Genomic DNA, 15,507 nt, shown 5'->3' on the forward strand with positions numbered 1-15,507 from the left:
GGGGGCCGAAAGCCGGGGCGGCTACGCCCTGCCGTCCTGGTAGACGTCCGGAATGCCGTCGTTGTCGGCGTCGACCTGTTCCTCGGCCTCGATGCGCCGGTAGTGCCGGTTGCGGGCGCGCAGCACCACCGATGCCAGCAGCGCGGCCAGCAAGGACGCCGCGAGGATGGCCACCTTGGCGTGGTCATTGGCCGGCGTGCCAAGCCCGAAGCTCAGCTCAGCCACCAGCAGGGAGACGGTGAAGCCGATGCCGGCCAGCATGGCGATGCCCAACAGGTCGACCCACTTCATCGACGTGTCCAGCTCCGCCCGGGTCAGCTTGGTCATCAGCCACGTAGTGCCGAGGATGCCGATCGGCTTGCCGAGCACCAGGCCCGCGATGACGCCGGCCGCCACCGGATCGCCGAGGGCGGCGGTAAATCCATCAACCCCGCCCACCGCGACGCCCGCTGAGAAGAACGCGAAGACCGGGACCGCGAAGCCGGCGGAAACGGGCCGGAGCCGGTGTTCGAAGATTTCGGCGAGCCCCGGACCCGCTTCCGGCCCGCCGCTGGCCTTGCTGCGCAGTACCGGGACGGTAAAGCCGAGCACCACGCCGGCGATGGTGGCGTGGATGCCGGAGGCATGAACCAGGGCCCAGGCCACGATGCCGACGGGCAGCAGGACCGCCCACAACGCCGCGTGATGCTTCCCGAAGAAGCTGCGGAACTTCTGGGCCAGGAAGGCGTAGAGCGCGATGGGGACCAGGGCCAGCAGCAGTGCCGGGACGTGAATTTCACTGGTGTAGACGAACGCAATGATGGCGATGGCGATGAGGTCGTCCACCACGGCCAGCGTCAGCAGGAAAATCCGCAGCGCGCTGGGCAGGTGCGAGCCGATGACTGCCAGGACCGCGACCGCGAAGGCAATGTCCGTCGCCGTCGGGATGGCCCAGCCGCGGATGGTTTCCGGACTGCCCCAGTTGATGGCTGCGTAGATGACGGCGGGAACCACCACTCCGCCAACGGCGGCCGCGACCGGCACCATGGCCTTCCGCGGGCTGCTGAGGTCCCCCGCGACGAACTCACGTTTGAGCTCCAGCCCCACCAGGAAGAAGAACACCGCTAACAGCCCGTCGGCGGCCCACGCCCCCAGGCTCAGCTCCAGGTGCCAAGGCTCGTAGCCGACGGTGAAGTCGCGCAGGGCGAAGTAGCTGTCTGCCGCGGGCGAGTTGGCCCAGATCAGGGCGACGACGGCGGCGGCCACCAACAGGGCTCCGCCGACGGTTTCCTTGCGCAGGATTTCGCCGATTCGCAGCGCTTCGGCATAACTTCCGCGTCCCAAAACCTTGGGCTTGGCGGATGATTGGGGGGTCTTGGCGGCCATGGCGGGTCCTCAAAGGGTCGACAACAGAACTGCCGACCAGACTTCCCGGCGCACCGGGTTCCACCCTACCCGGGCAAGCGGCCAGCGCCAAAGCCGGGCGGCGAGCACCACGGCCCGCCCGGCTAGCCCCCGGCCAGGACCATCGCCAACAATCCGACGACGGCGGAGAGCACGCCGACGGCGGTGAGGATCTCGCCCAGCAGCAAGACGATCCGGCCCGGCCGCTCCGGCTCCGAGACCTGCCAGCGGTCCGGCCGCCGCGCGTCGTAGAAGACCAGCACGTCCGACCCGGCGGCTACATCGGAGCCCGTTCCGGTCGGGAAGACGCCCTCCAGGAATCCGTGCCGCGTATCGAACCAGCGCACGCCGCGGCGCCGGCCGTCGTCGAACGCGACGCCGTCGGCGCGGTGCCACCGGGTTCCGGCCAGGCGGAGCACAGCGGCCACGAAGAGCAACAGCAGTCCCGGGACCAGGGCAGCCCACGTCAGCACTTCGGACACCAGTCCGATCGACGCGGCAAGATCCGGCATGCTCAGATCGTATGACACCTTGGGCATGCGGCGGAGAAAATGCTGCTGAACGTTGCACTGCTGTGAGCCCCTACGTCCCGGCTGGCAAATGTGTTGGACGCGGACCGTCGTCGTCGTTCCGGGGATCATCATGCCGACTGCCCCTGTTCGGGGCGGCACCCGGGTAATTTTTCGCCGGTTGGGCACGTCCTGGCGCAGCGGGAGGGCCAAACTGCATGTACCGTCAAAGGAGTGGCCTGCCGCGGTCGATCCGCTGCGGGCTTATCCTGTGGCGGCAGCGTCTGTAACGCCCGCCCGTCCACGCCTACCATGGTGACAGCAGCCCCTTTTCGGGTTGGCGCCACCATGTTTCCGGAGGTTTTTTGTGACCAGCATGCCTGCAGTGCAGGACGCGTTCTACGCCGAGCCCGAACCCGACCGCGCGCCCGAGTCGACGGTCGAAATCGCCTCGCCCGCCGCCGTCGTCCGCCTCACGGAGCGCCCCGACGTAGTCATGGTCAAGGGCGGTTACGCGCTGGTCAACACCACCCTGACGCCGCACCAGGCGATGGTGGAGGACCTGTTGTTTGTCCGCAGGGCGCTGGACGAGGCGCAAATTCCCTACCTGCTGGTGCGCGGCAACGATGCCCGCCCGGTGGTGGCGGTGAACTGGGAGAAGCGCGACGAGCTGCGCGCGGCGCTGGTGGCCGCCTGCGCCGACGAGCCGTTCTACTCGCTGACCGTGGACGCGAACAAGAAAACCGCACGGCTGGTGGCCGACGGCGAGCTCGCCGAGGGCGACCGGTCGCGCGCGTTCCGGCTGTACCGCCCGCGGATCGAGCCGACCGGCGGGCTACGGTACGGCCAGGGCACGGGTGTGCAGGTGGAGCTGTGGCGCTGGGAAAATGACCTGATCCACCTGCCGATTGAAAACTCGCTGACGCGCCGCACGCTGCCGGCCGCGGAGGCGGTGCGCGGCGAAGTCGAACGCTACGGGCACCGCTGGCCCACCATCGAGAACATGTTCGCCGACCACGCCACGGACATCGACTTCGACATCGACATCGTCTTCTCCTGGGTGGACGGGAACAATCCGGAGTACCGCCGCTACCGGAACAGTTTCATGGAGCACGCCGTGGTGGGCGAGGGCGACGACGCCGAGGCGCGCTTCCGCCAGATCGACGAACTGCGGTACGCGCTGCGTTCGGTCTACATGTTCGCGCCCTGGATCCGGCGCATCTTCATCTGCACGGACTCGCCGCTGCCGGCGTGGCTGGACGCGGAGCACCCGGACATCCGCGTGGTGCGCAGCGAGCAGCATTTCCGCGATCCGTCGGTGCTGCCGGTGTTCAACTCGCAGGCGATCGAGGCGCAGCTGCAGCACATCGACGGCCTGGGCGAGCACTTCCTGTACTCGAATGACGACATGTTCTTCGGCCGGCCGGTGGGCCCGGACATGTTCTTCTCCCCCGGCGGCATCACCAAGTTCGTGGAGGCGGACACCCGGATCGGACTCGGCGACAACCACCTGGACCGGTCCGGTTTCGAGAATGCCGCCCGGGTGAACCGCCGGCTGCTGCACGACCGTTTCGGCAGGATCACCACCCGGCACCTGGAGCACTGCGCCGCGCCGCTGCGCAAATCCGTGCTGCTGGAGATGGAGGAAGAGTTCGCCGAGGAGTTCAAGACGACGGCCGCGAGCCGCTTCCGGGCCAAGGACAACATCTCGGTGACTAACTCGCTCTACCACTACTACGCGCTGCTGACCGGCCGCGCGGTGACCAATCCCGGCGCCAAGGTCAAATACGTGGACACCACCATGTATGCGGGCCTGAAGCAGCTGGAAAAGCTGCTGCAGAAGCGAAACAGGGACTTCTTCTGCCTTAACGACGGCAGCTTCCCGGAGGTCCCGGCCGAGGAACGCCAGCGCGTGGTCACGGACTTCCTGGCCCGCTACTTCCCGCTCCGCGCGCCGTGGGAGAAACCGCCGGCGGCGTAGTCTCACCGGGCGGCGGAGTTTCACGGGCGGCGGAGTTTCACCGGCTAACGGAATCTGCCCGGCTAGCGGAGTTTCCCGGCTAGTGGTGTGCCGGCATCCGGCCCGGCCGCACGGCGTCGGGAATGACGACGGCGGCGGCCTCGAGCAGCTGCCGGGTCTGCTCGGCGCTGACCTGGCGGCCCACCGGCAGGCCGCCGCGCGCCGGAACCACCGAATGGACCACGGTGTCCTCGTAGACATGGACCATGTTGTAAGCCTGCGCGGCATCGCGGCCGCGGGTGCTGCCGGCGTCGGCGGCCAGATCCTGGGTGTAGCAGGTGGCGGACGCGACGGACACCGGGATCCCGGCCACGGTGCCCGAAGTGGAATAGTGCAGGTGGCCGGCGATGATCGACTTCACGTCGCTGCCCCGCAGCACCTCGGCCAGTTCGGCCTGGCCGCGCAGTTCCACCAGCACGGACAGGTCCTGCACGCTCGGCAGCGGCGGGTGGTGCATGGCCAGGATGGTCCCGTGCGGTGCTGGTTTGGCCAACTCGTCGGCCAGCCACTGCAGCTGCTCGTCCTCCAGCCGGCCGTAGTGTGCCCCCGGCACGGTTGAATCCAGGGTCACCACGCGCAGTCCGTTGACGTCGTATACCCGGTCCAGCGGCTCGGAGCCGCCGGGTTCGTCCAGGAGCATGGTCTTCAGCCCGGCACGGTCGTCGTGGTTGCCCATCGCCCAGATCACCTGGGCTCCCAGCCGGACGGCTGCCGGTTCGACGATCCGGCGGAGCCTGCCATAGGCTTCCGGTTCGCCCTTGTCCGCCAGATCGCCGGTGAATACCAGGGCTTCGGGGCGGGATCCGGAGTCTTCCAGATCCTCGAAGATCTGCTCCAGCCTGGCTTCGCTGTCCACAGCCCCGTAGAGCCGGCCGTCGCCGCCCACCAAGTGGGTGTCGCTGATGTGAAGTAAGAAATGGTTCGGCCGTGGATGCTCGGCCTGACGGAAGTCCATCATCTACCTTCTGTTGTTCGCCGGACGCCTGCTGTCCAGTCCACTACAGACCATCCAAACAGAAAAAAGCTGAACTGTGGATTAATTCGGCCCGGCAGTTACGTATATTGCGGCTAACTTTTCTCCACGATCCCGAAATGGGCGGCGAACAGCGGAGCGAGCTCGCCGATCTGGGTGGAGGTCATGGCCGCCCCGCGCAGGCCTTCCAGCCCGGCCAGTTCCCGGATGTCCAGGCCACGCAGGTCAACGTGCGCCAGCTTCGCCCCGGTCAGGTCGAGCCTGCGGACCCGGCTGTCTTTAAAGGCCACCCGGCGACCGGTCGCGCCGCCCAGATCGAGTTCGTCCAGGATGCAGCCGGCAAACGCGACGTCCTGAAGTTCCGCTCCGCGCAGGTTCACATACCCAAGCTTGCAGTTGCGGAACTCCACCGATTCCCACTCGGATTCGTAGACTTCGGCCGACCCGAGGCGGGAGCCGTCGATCACCACCCGGCGGAAGCGTGAGCGCGGCGCACTGAAGTCCGGCGCATTCAACCGCTCGAATGTTACGTCCACGAAACCGGCAGAACGCAGGTCCGCCCCGTCTGCGGAAACATCCAGGAATGCGCATTCCGTGAAGGAGGCACCGGCCAGCCGCCGGCCGTCCAGTTCCACACCGGCAAACAGCTTGCCGGCCACGCGGGCCTCGGGAATCAACGCCGCTACCTGCCCGGGTAACAGTTCCCCCACGTCCGGGGCGTCGAGGCGCGGCGTGAAGTCGTCGGGTTTAGCCATCTACGGAGCATAGCCACAGTTCCGGACATGGGCCGCCCCGGCCCAAAGGCGGTTGTCCACCAATTTGGGGCGGTTCTCCCTGCTGTGCGCGAACACCCCGTGCGCATCCGCCCCGGGACGGTGTTCCATGGGCAGCATGCATCTACTCGTCCTGGGCGGCACGGCCTGGTTGGGACAGGCAATCGCTGCCGCGGCGCTGCGCCGCGGCCACCGGGTCACCTGCCTGGCCCGTGGAACGTCCGGGTCCGCTCCGGCCGGCGCCCGACTGGTGCGCGCGGACCGGGAAGCTCCGGACTGTCTGGACACCGTCGCGGGCCAGCACTGGGACGCCGTGCTCGATGTCTCCCGCCAGGCCGGCCAGGTCCGCCGTGCCGTGGCGGCGCTGGCCGGCACGGCGGAGCACTTTGTTTTCGTGTCTTCCTGCAGCGTCTACGCCGACCACCACACCCCGGGCGCCGACGAAACTTACCCGTTGCTGCCGCCCCTGGCCTCGGACGTGATGACGGCTCCGGACGTCTACGGCGAGGCGAAGGTCGCCTGCGAGCAGGCGGTGCAAGGCGCCTTTGGCCCCGACCGCAGCCTGATCGTCCGCCCGGGCCTCATCGCCGGTCCCGGCGACACCACCGACCGCACCGGCTACTGGCCCCTGCGCTTCGCCCGGCCGGTGGCCGACGACGGCGCCGTCCTGGTCCCCGATGCGCCCGGGTTGGACGCCCAGGTCATCGACGTCCGGGACCTCGCCGACTGGCTCATCGCCGCGGCCGAACAGCGGTTGGCCGGCGAGTTCAACGCGGTGGGCGACGCGTTTCCGTTGACCGAGCATCTGGAAATGGCGCGCCGGGTCGCGGACCACGCCGGTCCGGTCCTGTCCCTGGGCCAGGAGGAACTGGCAGCGGCCGGCATCAACCCCTGGGCCGGCGAGCGGTCCTTGCCGCTCTGGCTTCCGCTGCCCGATTTCGCCGGCTTCTCCTCCCGCAGCAACGCGGCCGCCAAGGCAGCCGGTCTGGCGTTGCGTCCGCTGCGGGACACGTTGGCCGACACGCTGGTGTGGGAGCTGGCGACCGGCGCCGACCGTCCCCGCAAAGCCGGCCTGGCGCCGGACGACGAGCGCCGGCTGCTGGCCATCGCGCACGCGGGGTCCTGAGGATCCGGCCATGGAGCCCCGCCAGCGGTTCGCTCGTCTCGGCAATGGACTCCGCTTGGCCTATGCCGAGGCCGGCTCCCCCGGCGGCACCCCGGTTCTGCTGGTTCCGGGCTACGGGGACTCCTGGCGGTTTTGGGTCCCGCTCTTGGACCGGTTACCGGCGTCGCTCCGGCTGATAGCGCTCAGCCCCCGCGGCCACGGCGATTCGGACAAGCCCGCCACGGGCTACCGGTTACACGATTTCAGCAACGACCTCGGCGATTTCCTGGACGCCCTGGCCATCCCACGGGCCGTGATCGCCGGGCACTCCAGCGGCGGCTATGTCGCACGGCGTTTCGCCGTCGACCAGCCCGCACGGGTCCGGGCCCTCATGCTCATCGGCTCTCCGCTGAGCCTCTACAAGCGCCGGCCGCCCTTTGCCCCGACCATCGAGGCGTTCCGCGATCCCATCGACCCCGCCGACGTCCGCGCCTTCGTGGAGTCCTTCACTCTGCTGGCTGACCCCGGCGAGGCCGTCCGACAGGCGGTGTTGGCGGACGCGCTCAAGATCCCCGCCCGCGTCTGGCAGCAAACGCTGGCCGGGCTCGCCGAGGCGACTCCCCCGCCACCGGAGGCCGTCAGGGCCCCGACCCTCGTGGTGTGGGGCGACGACGACGACCTGCTAGCCCCTGCCGAGCAGAACGTGCTGGCCGATGCCATCCCTTCCGCCCGGCGCAACCACTACCCCCGGGCGGGGCACACGGTCCTCTGGGACGCCCCCGACCGTGTCGCCGGGGACTTGCTGACCCTCGTCACGGACGGCGGGAAAATCCTTGAGGCGCCCGGGACACAGTTGTAGCGTGGCAGGCAGCAGGCCTACCGCACCGCTGCCCAAGGAGGCACGCCGTGACCATTCCACCGCCGCCGGAGCCGGCACACGATCCGAACGAGCCGGGACCCAGGCACCCGTTCCCGCCGGAGCCGAATCCGGATCCCTTCGCGCCGCCCACGCCCGAACGGCCCGAGCCCAGTCCGGATCCCAATGCGCCGCCCACTCCCGAACGGCCCGGGCCGCCCCCGGACCCGGGGCCGCAGCCGCTTCCGCCGCAACCGCAGCCCGGCCCGTTCCCCGATCCGGGGCCGATCCTGCCGCCGAGAAGGCCCTGACCTTCTGCCGGTTCGCGTCGGCATCGTCCCGCAACACAGCCGGTGTGCGCATCCGGCCCCCATAGAATGAACGCGTGACCGCTACCCTTCCGCACGCATGAGTTCGCGCCTGCACAGCCTCGTCATCGAGACGCTTGGCAAGCGCATCGTCTCCGGCGAGCTGGCGGCCGGCGCCACGGCGCATGCCGAGCAGTTCGAGGCCGAGCTCGGCGTTTCCCGTTCCGTGCTGCGCGAGGCGGTGCGCGTGCTGCAGTCGCTGGGGCTGGTCGAGTCGGTCAAGCGCATCGGCATCCGGGTACTGCCGCCGGACCAGTGGAACAAGTTCGACCCCTCGGTGATCCGCTGGCGCCTGGCCGGGGACGGCAAGGGCGTGCAGCTGCGCTCGCTGACCGAGCTGCGCTCCGCCGTCGAACCGGCCGCCGCCGAGCTGGCCGCGCAGCATGCACCGCAGGACACAGCGGCGGAGCTCATGGCCGTCGCTGCGAAGATGCGGGCGGTGGGACGGGCCGGCGACCTGCAGCAGTTCCTGGAGCTGGACATTCACTACCACACGCTGGTGCTGGCGGCCTCCGGCAACGAGATGTTTGCGCAGATGCACTCGATGATCGCCGAAGTGCTGCGCGGCCGCACCGATTACGGGCTGATGCCCGCGCACCCGCACGAAGAAGCACTGCAATTGCACGTCGACGTCGCGGACGCCATCCAGTCCGGCCGCCCGGAAGCGGCCCGGGCGGCCATGGACCAGATTATGCGGCGGACCGTGGAGGAAGTGCGCAGCGTCTGGGAGTCCGAGCCCCGGCTGTTCGAAGCCCCCGGAACCTAGACCTGCCTTTCCCGGATCAACTATTCAGCAGGCGCCCTTCCCGTGTGCGAGAAGGGCGGCTGCTGAATAGTAGATTCCGGGCGCGGACCGACCGCCCGGCGGCTACTCCGCGTCGCTGAACCGCAGCAGCACCTTGCCGCTCTGCGACGAGTCCCGCGCCATGCCGAACGCCTCCAGGGCGTCGGCCGCGGCGTATTCGTGCGTCGTCACCGGGTCCGCGTAAAGGGAGCCGTCGGCCAGCGCCGCAATCACGTCATCGATCTCGTCGTTGAAGCGGAAGGAACCCACCAGTTCCAACTCCCGGGTGATGGCCAGCGAGATCAGCGCCGGCTGCTCGCCCGAGGGCAGCAGCCCCACCATCACCACGCGGCCGCCGCGGGCCGCACCGCGCACGGCCGACGCCAGACCGTGATGGTTGCCGGACGACTCCAGGCAGATGTCCGCCTCGACCCCGGCGATCGCCTCGGCATCGGTCGCCAGCAGCGTGCGGCCGGCACCCACTTCCCGGGCGATGTCCAGCGGCTTCTCGTGCATGTCGACGGCGACGATCTCGCCCGCGCCGGCCCGCTTCAGCACCGCGATGATCAGGGCGCCGATCGGGCCGCAGCCGATGACCAGCACCCGCTTGCCGGCCACGTCTCCGGCCCGCGCGACGGCATGCCAGGCCACGCTGGCCGGCTCCACCAGGGCCGCCCGCCGCAACGGCAGCTTGGCTGGCAGTTCCCGCAGCATCCGCGTCGGCAGGTTCACGTAGCGGGCGAACGCGCCTTCAGTGTGCGGAAAACGTGCGGCGCTGCCCAGGTACGTGCAGCCCGGCGATAGGTTCGGGCGGTCCTCCGGGTACCTGGATCCGTCACCCGGCCCCGGCGTCGCCGGATGCACGGCGACGGCGGTGCCGGCGGCCGGTCCGCTGCCATCGGCCGCCGCTGCCGCCACGGTGCCCACCACTTCGTGGCCCAGCAGCATCGGCGCCTTCAGGATGGATTCGCCGGCGGCGCCGTGCTGCCAGTAGTGCAGGTCGGACCCGCAAATGCCGCCGTAGGCGATCTCGACCACGGCTTCGTCGGGTCTGGCCGGCGCCAGCGCGACGGGTTCGACGCGCAAATCACCGGCCGCGTGGGCCACGACGCCGAGGGACTGTGTTGGGAGGGAAGTCATGGAAACTGCCTTTCGCTGGTTCTGCAAAACTACGACGGCGGCGCACCGCCTTGGGTGCCCGCGCCCGTCGGCCCAGGGAACGCAGGCCCGGGCACGGACTCGCTGAGGCCTTGGCGCGAACGGGTCGGCGGGATCACACGACGGTGGTCATGCCGCCGTCGATAAACACCACCTGGCCGTTCACAAAGTTGGAGGCGTCGGAGGCCAGCCAGATGGCAGGTCCCACGATGTCCTCCACCGTGCCCCAGCGGTGCGCCGGGGTGCGGCCCAGGATCCAGGTGTTGAAGGCCTCGTCGTCCACCAGGTTCTGCGTCATCTCGGTGTGGATGTAGCCCGGCGCGATTGCGTTGATCTGCAGCCCCAGGCTGGCCCACTCGGCGGTCATCGCCCGGGTCAGGTTGCGGATGCCGCCCTTGGACGCCGTGTAGGGGGCGATGGTCGGACGGGCCAGGTCGGTCTGCACGGACGCGATGTTGATGATCTTCCCGGCGCCGCGTTCGATCATGTGCCGCGCGGCCTCGCGCCCGACCAGGAACGCGCTCGTCAGGTTGGTCCGCAGCACGCGCTCCCAATCGTCCACGTCCAGGTCCAGCATCGGCACCCGGTGCTGGACGCCGGCGTTGTTGACCAGCACCCACAGGGGGCCCACTTCGTGCTCGACCCAGGCCACGCCGTCCGCCGCCGCCTGGGCGTCGGTGACGTCGAAGGCCCGGGCGTGGATCCGGTCTGCGCCGAACTCCGCGGCCAGCTCCGCGCGGGTGCCTTCCAGCCGTTCCTCATCCAGCCCGTTGAGCACCACGACGGCGCCGGCGGCGGCGAGCCCGCGGGCGATCGCCTTGCCGATTCCGCGGCTGGAGCCGGTCACCAGAGCCACCCGCGAGGAAATGTCGAACATGTTCACAGTCATTACTCTCCAAATGCGGACGGGACGGCCGCAGCCGCCCCGTCCATGTTGCCCTCGGTTGTACTAGAAAGAGGTGGCGATCAGGTAGATGGCCAGTGCCAGGACAAAGCCGACGATGCCCACCAGCGCCTGGCCCACCGTCCAGGTCTTCAGCGTGGTCTTGGTGTCCATCTGGAAGAACCGGCTGACCAGCCAGAAGCCCGAGTCGTTCACGTGGCCGGCGAACACCGAGCCGGCGGCCAGCGCCAGCACGATGGCGGCCAGTTCCACCGGGTTGAAGTCCGGGTTGCCCATGACGACCGGCTGGACCAGCGCGGCCGCGGTGGTCAGCGCGACCGTCGCCGAGCCCTGGGCCACGCGGACGACGGCGGCGATCACGAAGCCGGCGACGATGATCGGCAGCCCGATCGCGTCCAGCGAGCTGGCGATGGCGTTGCCGATGCCGCTCGAGCGCAGCACGCCGCCGAACATTCCGCCGGCGCCGGTGATCAGGATGATCGAGCAGACCGGGCCCAGGGCACTGTCCACCACGGTCTCGACGAGGCTGTGCTTCTTGCCCTGGCGGTGGCCCAGCAGCCACATGGCCAGAAGCACGGTGATCAGCAGGGCGATCGGCGTTTCACCGAGCGTCCGCAGGACCTGCACCCAGGTGTCCTCCAGCGAGACAACCTCGGCGGTGGCGAGCATGTTCAGGCCGGTGTTGAGGAAGATCAGCAGCAGCGGCAGCAGCAACAGGAAGAAGATGGTACCCAGCTTCGGGGCGGAGCGGAATTCGTTCTCCACCGAGCCCTTCGGGGCATCGAGGATCTCCGGCACGGCGATGTTGAACCGGCGGCCCAGGAAGTGGCCGAACAGGTAGCCCACCAGGTACCAGGTCGGGATGGCAATGACGAGGCCGAGGATCAGGACCAGCCCGACGTCGGCGCCCAGCAGGCCGGTGGCGGCCACGGGACCGGGGTGCGGCGGCACGAAGATGTGCATGACGGAGAAGGCGGTGGCTGCGGGGAACGCATAGGTGAGCAGCGATCCCCCGAGGCGTCGTGCCACGGTGAAGATGATCGGCAGCATGACCACGAGGCCCGCGTCGAAGAAGATCGGGAAACCGAACAGCAGCGACGCCACGGAGAGCGCCAGCGGCGCGCGCTTCTCGCCGAACTTGTCGATCAACGCCTTCGTCATGACGTCCGCACCGCCGGAGACCTCCAGCATGCGGCCGAGCATGGCGCCCAGGCCGACCAGCAGGGCCACGCTGGCCAGGGTTCCGCCGAAGCCACCCAACAGCGTCGGCATAATGTCTGCGGCCGGAATGCCGGTGGCCACCGCGGTGAGCACGCTGACAATAATCAGCGACAGGAAAGCGTGCACGCGGAACCGCATGATCAGCACCAGCAGCAGCGCGATGGCTGCTACGGCGACCAGCAGGAGGCCCGCCGTGCCCAACGTCCAGTTGAGCTCGAGTTCGGTCATCATTGTCCTTCGTTGTATCGGACGGTGGCCCGACGGATTTTCGGGTCAACCGTTTCAGTTGTTTGGCTCAGTTGTTTCCCGCGCCGGCGCTAGCTTCCCGCCCGGTGGGCCGGGTCCTGCAGGTAGTGCTCCACCAGCACCGCAATCCGCTCGGGGGAATCGGTGACGGAGACCTCAAGGCCCGCCTCGTCGTCGCCGAGCGGTTCCAGCGTCTGGAACTGCGAATCCAGCAGTGTCGGGGGCATGTATTCGTGGTCGCGCCCGCTGATCCGCTTGGCAATCAGTTCCTGGCTGCCGGTGAGGTGAATGAACCGGGTCTGCGGCGCGAAGGAGCGGATGAGGTCGCGGTAGCTGCGCCTCAGCGCCGAGCATGCGACGACGGCGGTGGTCCCCTCGGCCAGTTTCTCTGCCATGACCTTGCCGATGGCGCTCAGCCAGGGGTGGCGGTCGGCGTCCGTCAACGGCTGGCCGGAGGCCATCTTTTCCTTGTTCGCCGCGCTGTGCAGGTCATCGCCGTCGATGAACTCAAGGCCGAGGTGCCGGGCGACCGCGCTGCCCACCGTGGATTTTCCGCATCCTTGGACGCCCATGACCACCAGCGGGGGATATTGCAGGGACATGGGCAGAACTCCTCAGACGCATCATTACATCTGATTTGGTGACCAATCTCTCGTCAATAAATCAGATTTATCCGGATCAAAGTACCACCGGCGGAGAGGCTCCGGCAAAACCGCAACCTTCCGTCGTCGACGGCGTCGATAACGAATCGGCCTTCGCTTGGCCTCGGCCCATACCCCCGGCGGGCATCCCGAGGCTACATTTGTCTTATACGGTGTCCGGCGCGGCACCGGCTGCGGCGCCGCGGAGCCCGAGGAGGTCGGAATGTCTCTATCGGATGACGAACGGCAGCGCCTGGACAGGCTGGGGCAGCAACTGCAGAACGACGACCCCCGCCTGGCCCGCTCCCTGTCGACCCGCGGCGTGCTGGTCTTCGGCCACGTCGTCGGGGCGGCAACCCTGCTGGCCCTGGCCGGCGCGCTCCTGCTGTTCATCGGCATAGCGGGGAATGCGCTGGTTCTGGCCATGCTGGGCCTCATCTGCCTGGCCGCGGGCGCCATCCGCGGCTGCGCCGATTTCGTGTCCCGCCACCGGCGCGGGTGAGAGCGGCCGCACCTGCCGATTTCGTGTCCCGGCACCGGCGCGGCTGATAACGGCCGCAGCAGACACCTCGGCCGGGAACAATGCGAACCACGTCACTTTCGTTACCTCGCCATGTCACAGGGACGGTGCCCTAACACACCCCTTGATGTACTTTTGCTCAAGCGCGTTCATCGGGAACCGTGCACCCGCACGAGAAGAATGCCGCGGACGAGTTCGATTCAAAGGTGAAAGAGGTCTCCTGTGACACAGGATCAAATGGAAGCGGTCGCAGTCGCAGCGCAGCAGCAGCAGCCGGTCCGCAAATCGGCAGGGCACATTATTGTCGACTCATTGATGGCGCACGGCGTCGAACGCACGTACGTGGTTCCCGGCGAGAGCTACCTGGAAGTGTTGGACGGGCTCCACACTTCCAGCATCGACACCATCGTCTGCCGCCATGAGGGCGGCGCGGCCTACATGGCCGAGACGGACGGAAAGATGAACCAGCGGCCCGGCATCGCCATGGTCACCCGCGGGCCCGGCGCGGCCAACGCACACGTTGGCCTCCACACCGCCTGGCAGGACTCCACGCCCATGGTGCTGTTCGTGGGCCTGATCCCCTTCGAGCACCGTGACCGCGAAGCCTTCCAGGAATTCGACATCAAATCCTGGTTCGACACCGGCGCCAAACGGGTCATGGTGCTGGACCACCCCGAGCGGGCCTCGGAAATCGTCGCCGAGGCCATGTTTGCCGCCATGAGTGGGCGGCCGGGACCCGTCGTCGTCGGTCTTCCCGAAGACGTCATCCGCGAAGAAGTGGACGCCACGCTGCACCCGGTCATCCCGGTGGCGCAGGGCGGCATGACGGTCACGGACTGGAAGGCGCTCAAGACCGCGCTGAAGGACGCCGAGAAGCCGCTGTTCGTCGTCGGCGGCAATGACTGGACCCAGGAAGGGTCCAGCGCACTCACGACCTGGCTCGAAGAGCACAACATCGCGGCTGCCGTCGAATGGCGCTGCGAGGGCACCATCCCCTTCGACTCCCCCTCCTACGTGGGCCCGATTGGCTACGGCCGGCCGAAGCCCACCTACGATCTGCTTGAGGAAACCGACCTGCTGGTCTTCGTCGGCACTGTCCCGGGCGATGTCATCACCGACGGCTTCCTGGTCCGGCAGGACTGGTCGAAGAAGAACTTCCTGGTCACCATCGACCCGTCGCTGCGGGGCCGCTCCGGCCCCGTCTCCTACCAGATCGTGGCCAAGCCTGATGTCTTTGTCCGCGACCTGGTCATGATGGACCTGCCGGTGAAGGAAGAGTGGAAAGACTTCACCCAGCGCATGCGCGGCGAGCAGGTCAAGTTCGCCGCCCTGCCGCCGGCCGAGCCCGGCGACGGGCCCGCCCGGATGGACACCTTGATGGCCAACCTGGTCGCGGGCTTGCCGCGCGACGCCATGGTCACCCTCGGCGCCGGCGAGCACACCAACTGGGCGCACCGCTACTTCCCCACGCACGACTACGGCTCCATGCTGTCGGCCCGCAACGGTTCCATGGGTTACTCCGTCCCCTCCGCCATCGCCGCCTCGCTGGCCCACCCGGGACGGCGCGTAGTGACCATCGCCGGCGACGGCGAGTTCCTGATGAACGGGCAGGAACTGGCGACCGCCGCCCAGTACGGTGCCACCCCGCTGGTCATCGTCATGGACAACCAGGAATACGGCACCATCCGCACCCACCAGGAACGCTGGTACCCCGAGCGCATCTCCGGCACCCAGCTGAAGAATCCCGACTTCGCCCTGATGGCCCAGGCCTTCGGCGGCTTCGGCGTGAAGGTCGAGAAGGACGCGGACGTTCCCGCCGCCCTCGAAGCTGCCCTCAAGGCCATCGACGAGGACAAGACCTTCGCCCTGATCCACTTGGTGGTCGAACAGCGGGTCAAGGCCTACTGACACCCGTCAGTTGGTCGCAGGCCGGTGGCCGGGGCGTAATGCCCCGGCAACCGGCGTTTACCGTGAAAAATGTTTCTCCCGAAAAATCACGAAAGCGTAACCTTTCACCCTCTACCTTCGATTAGTCAGGTGTAAGGG

Annotated in this window: 14 protein-coding genes; 6 read left to right on the forward strand and 8 right to left on the reverse strand. The window is 68.3% G+C overall.

The window, feature by feature from the left end; all coding sequences use genetic code 11:
• Positions 1-21 precede the first annotated feature (21 nt).
• Both nhaA and AC5RVG_RS15150 read right to left on the reverse strand, forming a co-directional pair.
• Entirely contained in the window at positions 22-1,365 is a 1,344-nt protein-coding gene (gene nhaA / locus AC5RVG_RS15145; protein ID WP_494014477.1) for a Na+/H+ antiporter NhaA, read from the reverse strand.
• Positions 1,366-1,487: 122 nt separating this feature from the next.
• Positions 1,488-1,895: a sortase gene (locus AC5RVG_RS15150; protein WP_494014478.1), complete on the reverse strand. Its 408-nt coding sequence runs from the start codon at positions 1,893-1,895 to the stop codon at positions 1,488-1,490.
• Between the two features lie 373 nt (positions 1,896-2,268).
• On the opposite strand from AC5RVG_RS15150, the gene AC5RVG_RS15155 reads away from it, so the two are divergent.
• Positions 2,269-3,873, forward strand: a complete 1,605-nt coding sequence (locus AC5RVG_RS15155) for a stealth conserved region 3 domain-containing protein (RefSeq protein ID WP_494001579.1) — start codon at positions 2,269-2,271, stop codon at positions 3,871-3,873.
• A gap of 79 nt (positions 3,874-3,952) precedes the next feature.
• On the opposite strand, the gene AC5RVG_RS15160 is transcribed toward AC5RVG_RS15155, so the two are convergent.
• On the reverse strand, positions 3,953-4,867 hold the full coding sequence (locus AC5RVG_RS15160) for a phosphodiesterase (protein ID WP_494014575.1): 915 nt from the start codon (positions 4,865-4,867) through the stop codon (positions 3,953-3,955).
• A 113-nt stretch (positions 4,868-4,980) separates the two neighbouring features.
• Positions 4,981-5,640: a pentapeptide repeat-containing protein gene (locus tag AC5RVG_RS15165; protein ID WP_494014479.1), complete on the reverse strand. Its 660-nt coding sequence runs from the start codon at positions 5,638-5,640 to the stop codon at positions 4,981-4,983.
• Between the two features lie 136 nt (positions 5,641-5,776).
• Here AC5RVG_RS15165 and AC5RVG_RS15170 point away from each other — a divergent pair, with 136 nt between their 5' ends.
• From AC5RVG_RS15170 to AC5RVG_RS15180, 3 genes are all read left to right on the forward strand, one after another.
• The gene (locus AC5RVG_RS15170; protein ID WP_494014480.1) at positions 5,777-6,784 is read left to right on the forward strand and encodes an NAD-dependent epimerase/dehydratase family protein; all 1,008 of its coding nucleotides are present in this window, start codon (positions 5,777-5,779) and stop codon (positions 6,782-6,784) included.
• A 10-nt stretch (positions 6,785-6,794) separates the two neighbouring features.
• On the forward strand, positions 6,795-7,622 hold the full coding sequence (locus tag AC5RVG_RS15175; protein ID WP_494014481.1) for an alpha/beta fold hydrolase: 828 nt from the start codon (positions 6,795-6,797) through the stop codon (positions 7,620-7,622).
• Positions 7,623-8,027: 405 nt separating this feature from the next.
• Complete coding sequence (locus AC5RVG_RS15180) at positions 8,028-8,753, forward strand: FadR/GntR family transcriptional regulator (RefSeq protein ID WP_494014482.1); 726 nt, start codon at positions 8,028-8,030, stop codon at positions 8,751-8,753.
• A gap of 102 nt (positions 8,754-8,855) precedes the next feature.
• On the opposite strand, the gene AC5RVG_RS15185 is transcribed toward AC5RVG_RS15180, so the two are convergent.
• The 4 genes from AC5RVG_RS15185 to AC5RVG_RS15200 all read right to left on the reverse strand — a co-directional run bounded on the left by AC5RVG_RS15185 (position 8,856) and on the right by AC5RVG_RS15200 (position 12,902).
• Positions 8,856-9,911, reverse strand: coding sequence for an L-idonate 5-dehydrogenase (locus AC5RVG_RS15185; RefSeq protein WP_494014483.1), 1,056 nt, complete (start codon positions 9,909-9,911; stop codon positions 8,856-8,858).
• 133 nt (positions 9,912-10,044) lie between these two features.
• Positions 10,045-10,818: an SDR family oxidoreductase gene (locus AC5RVG_RS15190; protein ID WP_494014484.1), complete on the reverse strand. Its 774-nt coding sequence runs from the start codon at positions 10,816-10,818 to the stop codon at positions 10,045-10,047.
• 60 nt (positions 10,819-10,878) lie between these two features.
• Positions 10,879-12,285 (reverse strand): GntP family permease, encoded by a 1,407-nt coding sequence (locus tag AC5RVG_RS15195; protein WP_494014485.1) that lies wholly within the window; start codon positions 12,283-12,285, stop codon positions 10,879-10,881.
• 86 nt (positions 12,286-12,371) lie between these two features.
• Positions 12,372-12,902 (reverse strand): gluconokinase, encoded by a 531-nt coding sequence (locus tag AC5RVG_RS15200; RefSeq protein WP_494014486.1) that lies wholly within the window; start codon positions 12,900-12,902, stop codon positions 12,372-12,374.
• A gap of 262 nt (positions 12,903-13,164) precedes the next feature.
• On the opposite strand from AC5RVG_RS15200, the gene AC5RVG_RS15205 reads away from it, so the two are divergent.
• A complete protein-coding gene (locus AC5RVG_RS15205; RefSeq protein ID WP_494014487.1) occupies positions 13,165-13,443 on the forward strand; it encodes a DUF3040 domain-containing protein in 279 nt (92 codons plus the stop codon).
• Between the two features lie 255 nt (positions 13,444-13,698).
• Positions 13,699-15,369, forward strand: a complete 1,671-nt coding sequence (locus AC5RVG_RS15210; RefSeq protein ID WP_494001878.1) for a thiamine pyrophosphate-dependent enzyme — start codon at positions 13,699-13,701, stop codon at positions 15,367-15,369.
• The last annotated feature ends 138 nt before the right edge of the window (positions 15,370-15,507 follow it).

The sequence above is a fragment of the Arthrobacter senegalensis genome (assembly GCF_059091765.1).

Bases quoted from the DNA above. Each gene is read 5' to 3' on its own strand.
- nhaA (WP_494014477.1), bottom strand. From the start codon at position 1,365: ATGGCCGCCAAGACCCCCCAATCATCCGCCAAGCCCAAGGTTTTGGGA.
- AC5RVG_RS15150 (WP_494014478.1), bottom strand. From the start codon at position 1,895: ATGCCGGATCTTGCCGCGTCGATCGGACTGGTGTCCGAAGTGCTGACG.
- AC5RVG_RS15155 (WP_494001579.1), top strand. From the start codon at position 2,269: ATGCCTGCAGTGCAGGACGCGTTCTACGCCGAGCCCGAACCCGACCGC.
- AC5RVG_RS15160 (WP_494014575.1), bottom strand. From the start codon at position 4,867: ATGGACTTCCGTCAGGCCGAGCATCCACGGCCGAACCATTTCTTACTT.
- AC5RVG_RS15165 (WP_494014479.1), bottom strand. From the start codon at position 5,640: ATGGCTAAACCCGACGACTTCACGCCGCGCCTCGACGCCCCGGACGTG.
- AC5RVG_RS15170 (WP_494014480.1), top strand. From the start codon at position 5,777: ATGCATCTACTCGTCCTGGGCGGCACGGCCTGGTTGGGACAGGCAATC.
- AC5RVG_RS15175 (WP_494014481.1), top strand. From the start codon at position 6,795: ATGGAGCCCCGCCAGCGGTTCGCTCGTCTCGGCAATGGACTCCGCTTG.
- AC5RVG_RS15180 (WP_494014482.1), top strand. From the start codon at position 8,028: ATGAGTTCGCGCCTGCACAGCCTCGTCATCGAGACGCTTGGCAAGCGC.
- AC5RVG_RS15185 (WP_494014483.1), bottom strand. From the start codon at position 9,911: ATGACTTCCCTCCCAACACAGTCCCTCGGCGTCGTGGCCCACGCGGCC.
- AC5RVG_RS15190 (WP_494014484.1), bottom strand. From the start codon at position 10,818: ATGACTGTGAACATGTTCGACATTTCCTCGCGGGTGGCTCTGGTGACC.
- AC5RVG_RS15195 (WP_494014485.1), bottom strand. From the start codon at position 12,285: ATGATGACCGAACTCGAGCTCAACTGGACGTTGGGCACGGCGGGCCTC.
- AC5RVG_RS15200 (WP_494014486.1), bottom strand. From the start codon at position 12,902: ATGTCCCTGCAATATCCCCCGCTGGTGGTCATGGGCGTCCAAGGATGC.
- AC5RVG_RS15205 (WP_494014487.1), top strand. From the start codon at position 13,165: ATGTCTCTATCGGATGACGAACGGCAGCGCCTGGACAGGCTGGGGCAG.
- AC5RVG_RS15210 (WP_494001878.1), top strand. From the start codon at position 13,699: ATGGAAGCGGTCGCAGTCGCAGCGCAGCAGCAGCAGCCGGTCCGCAAA.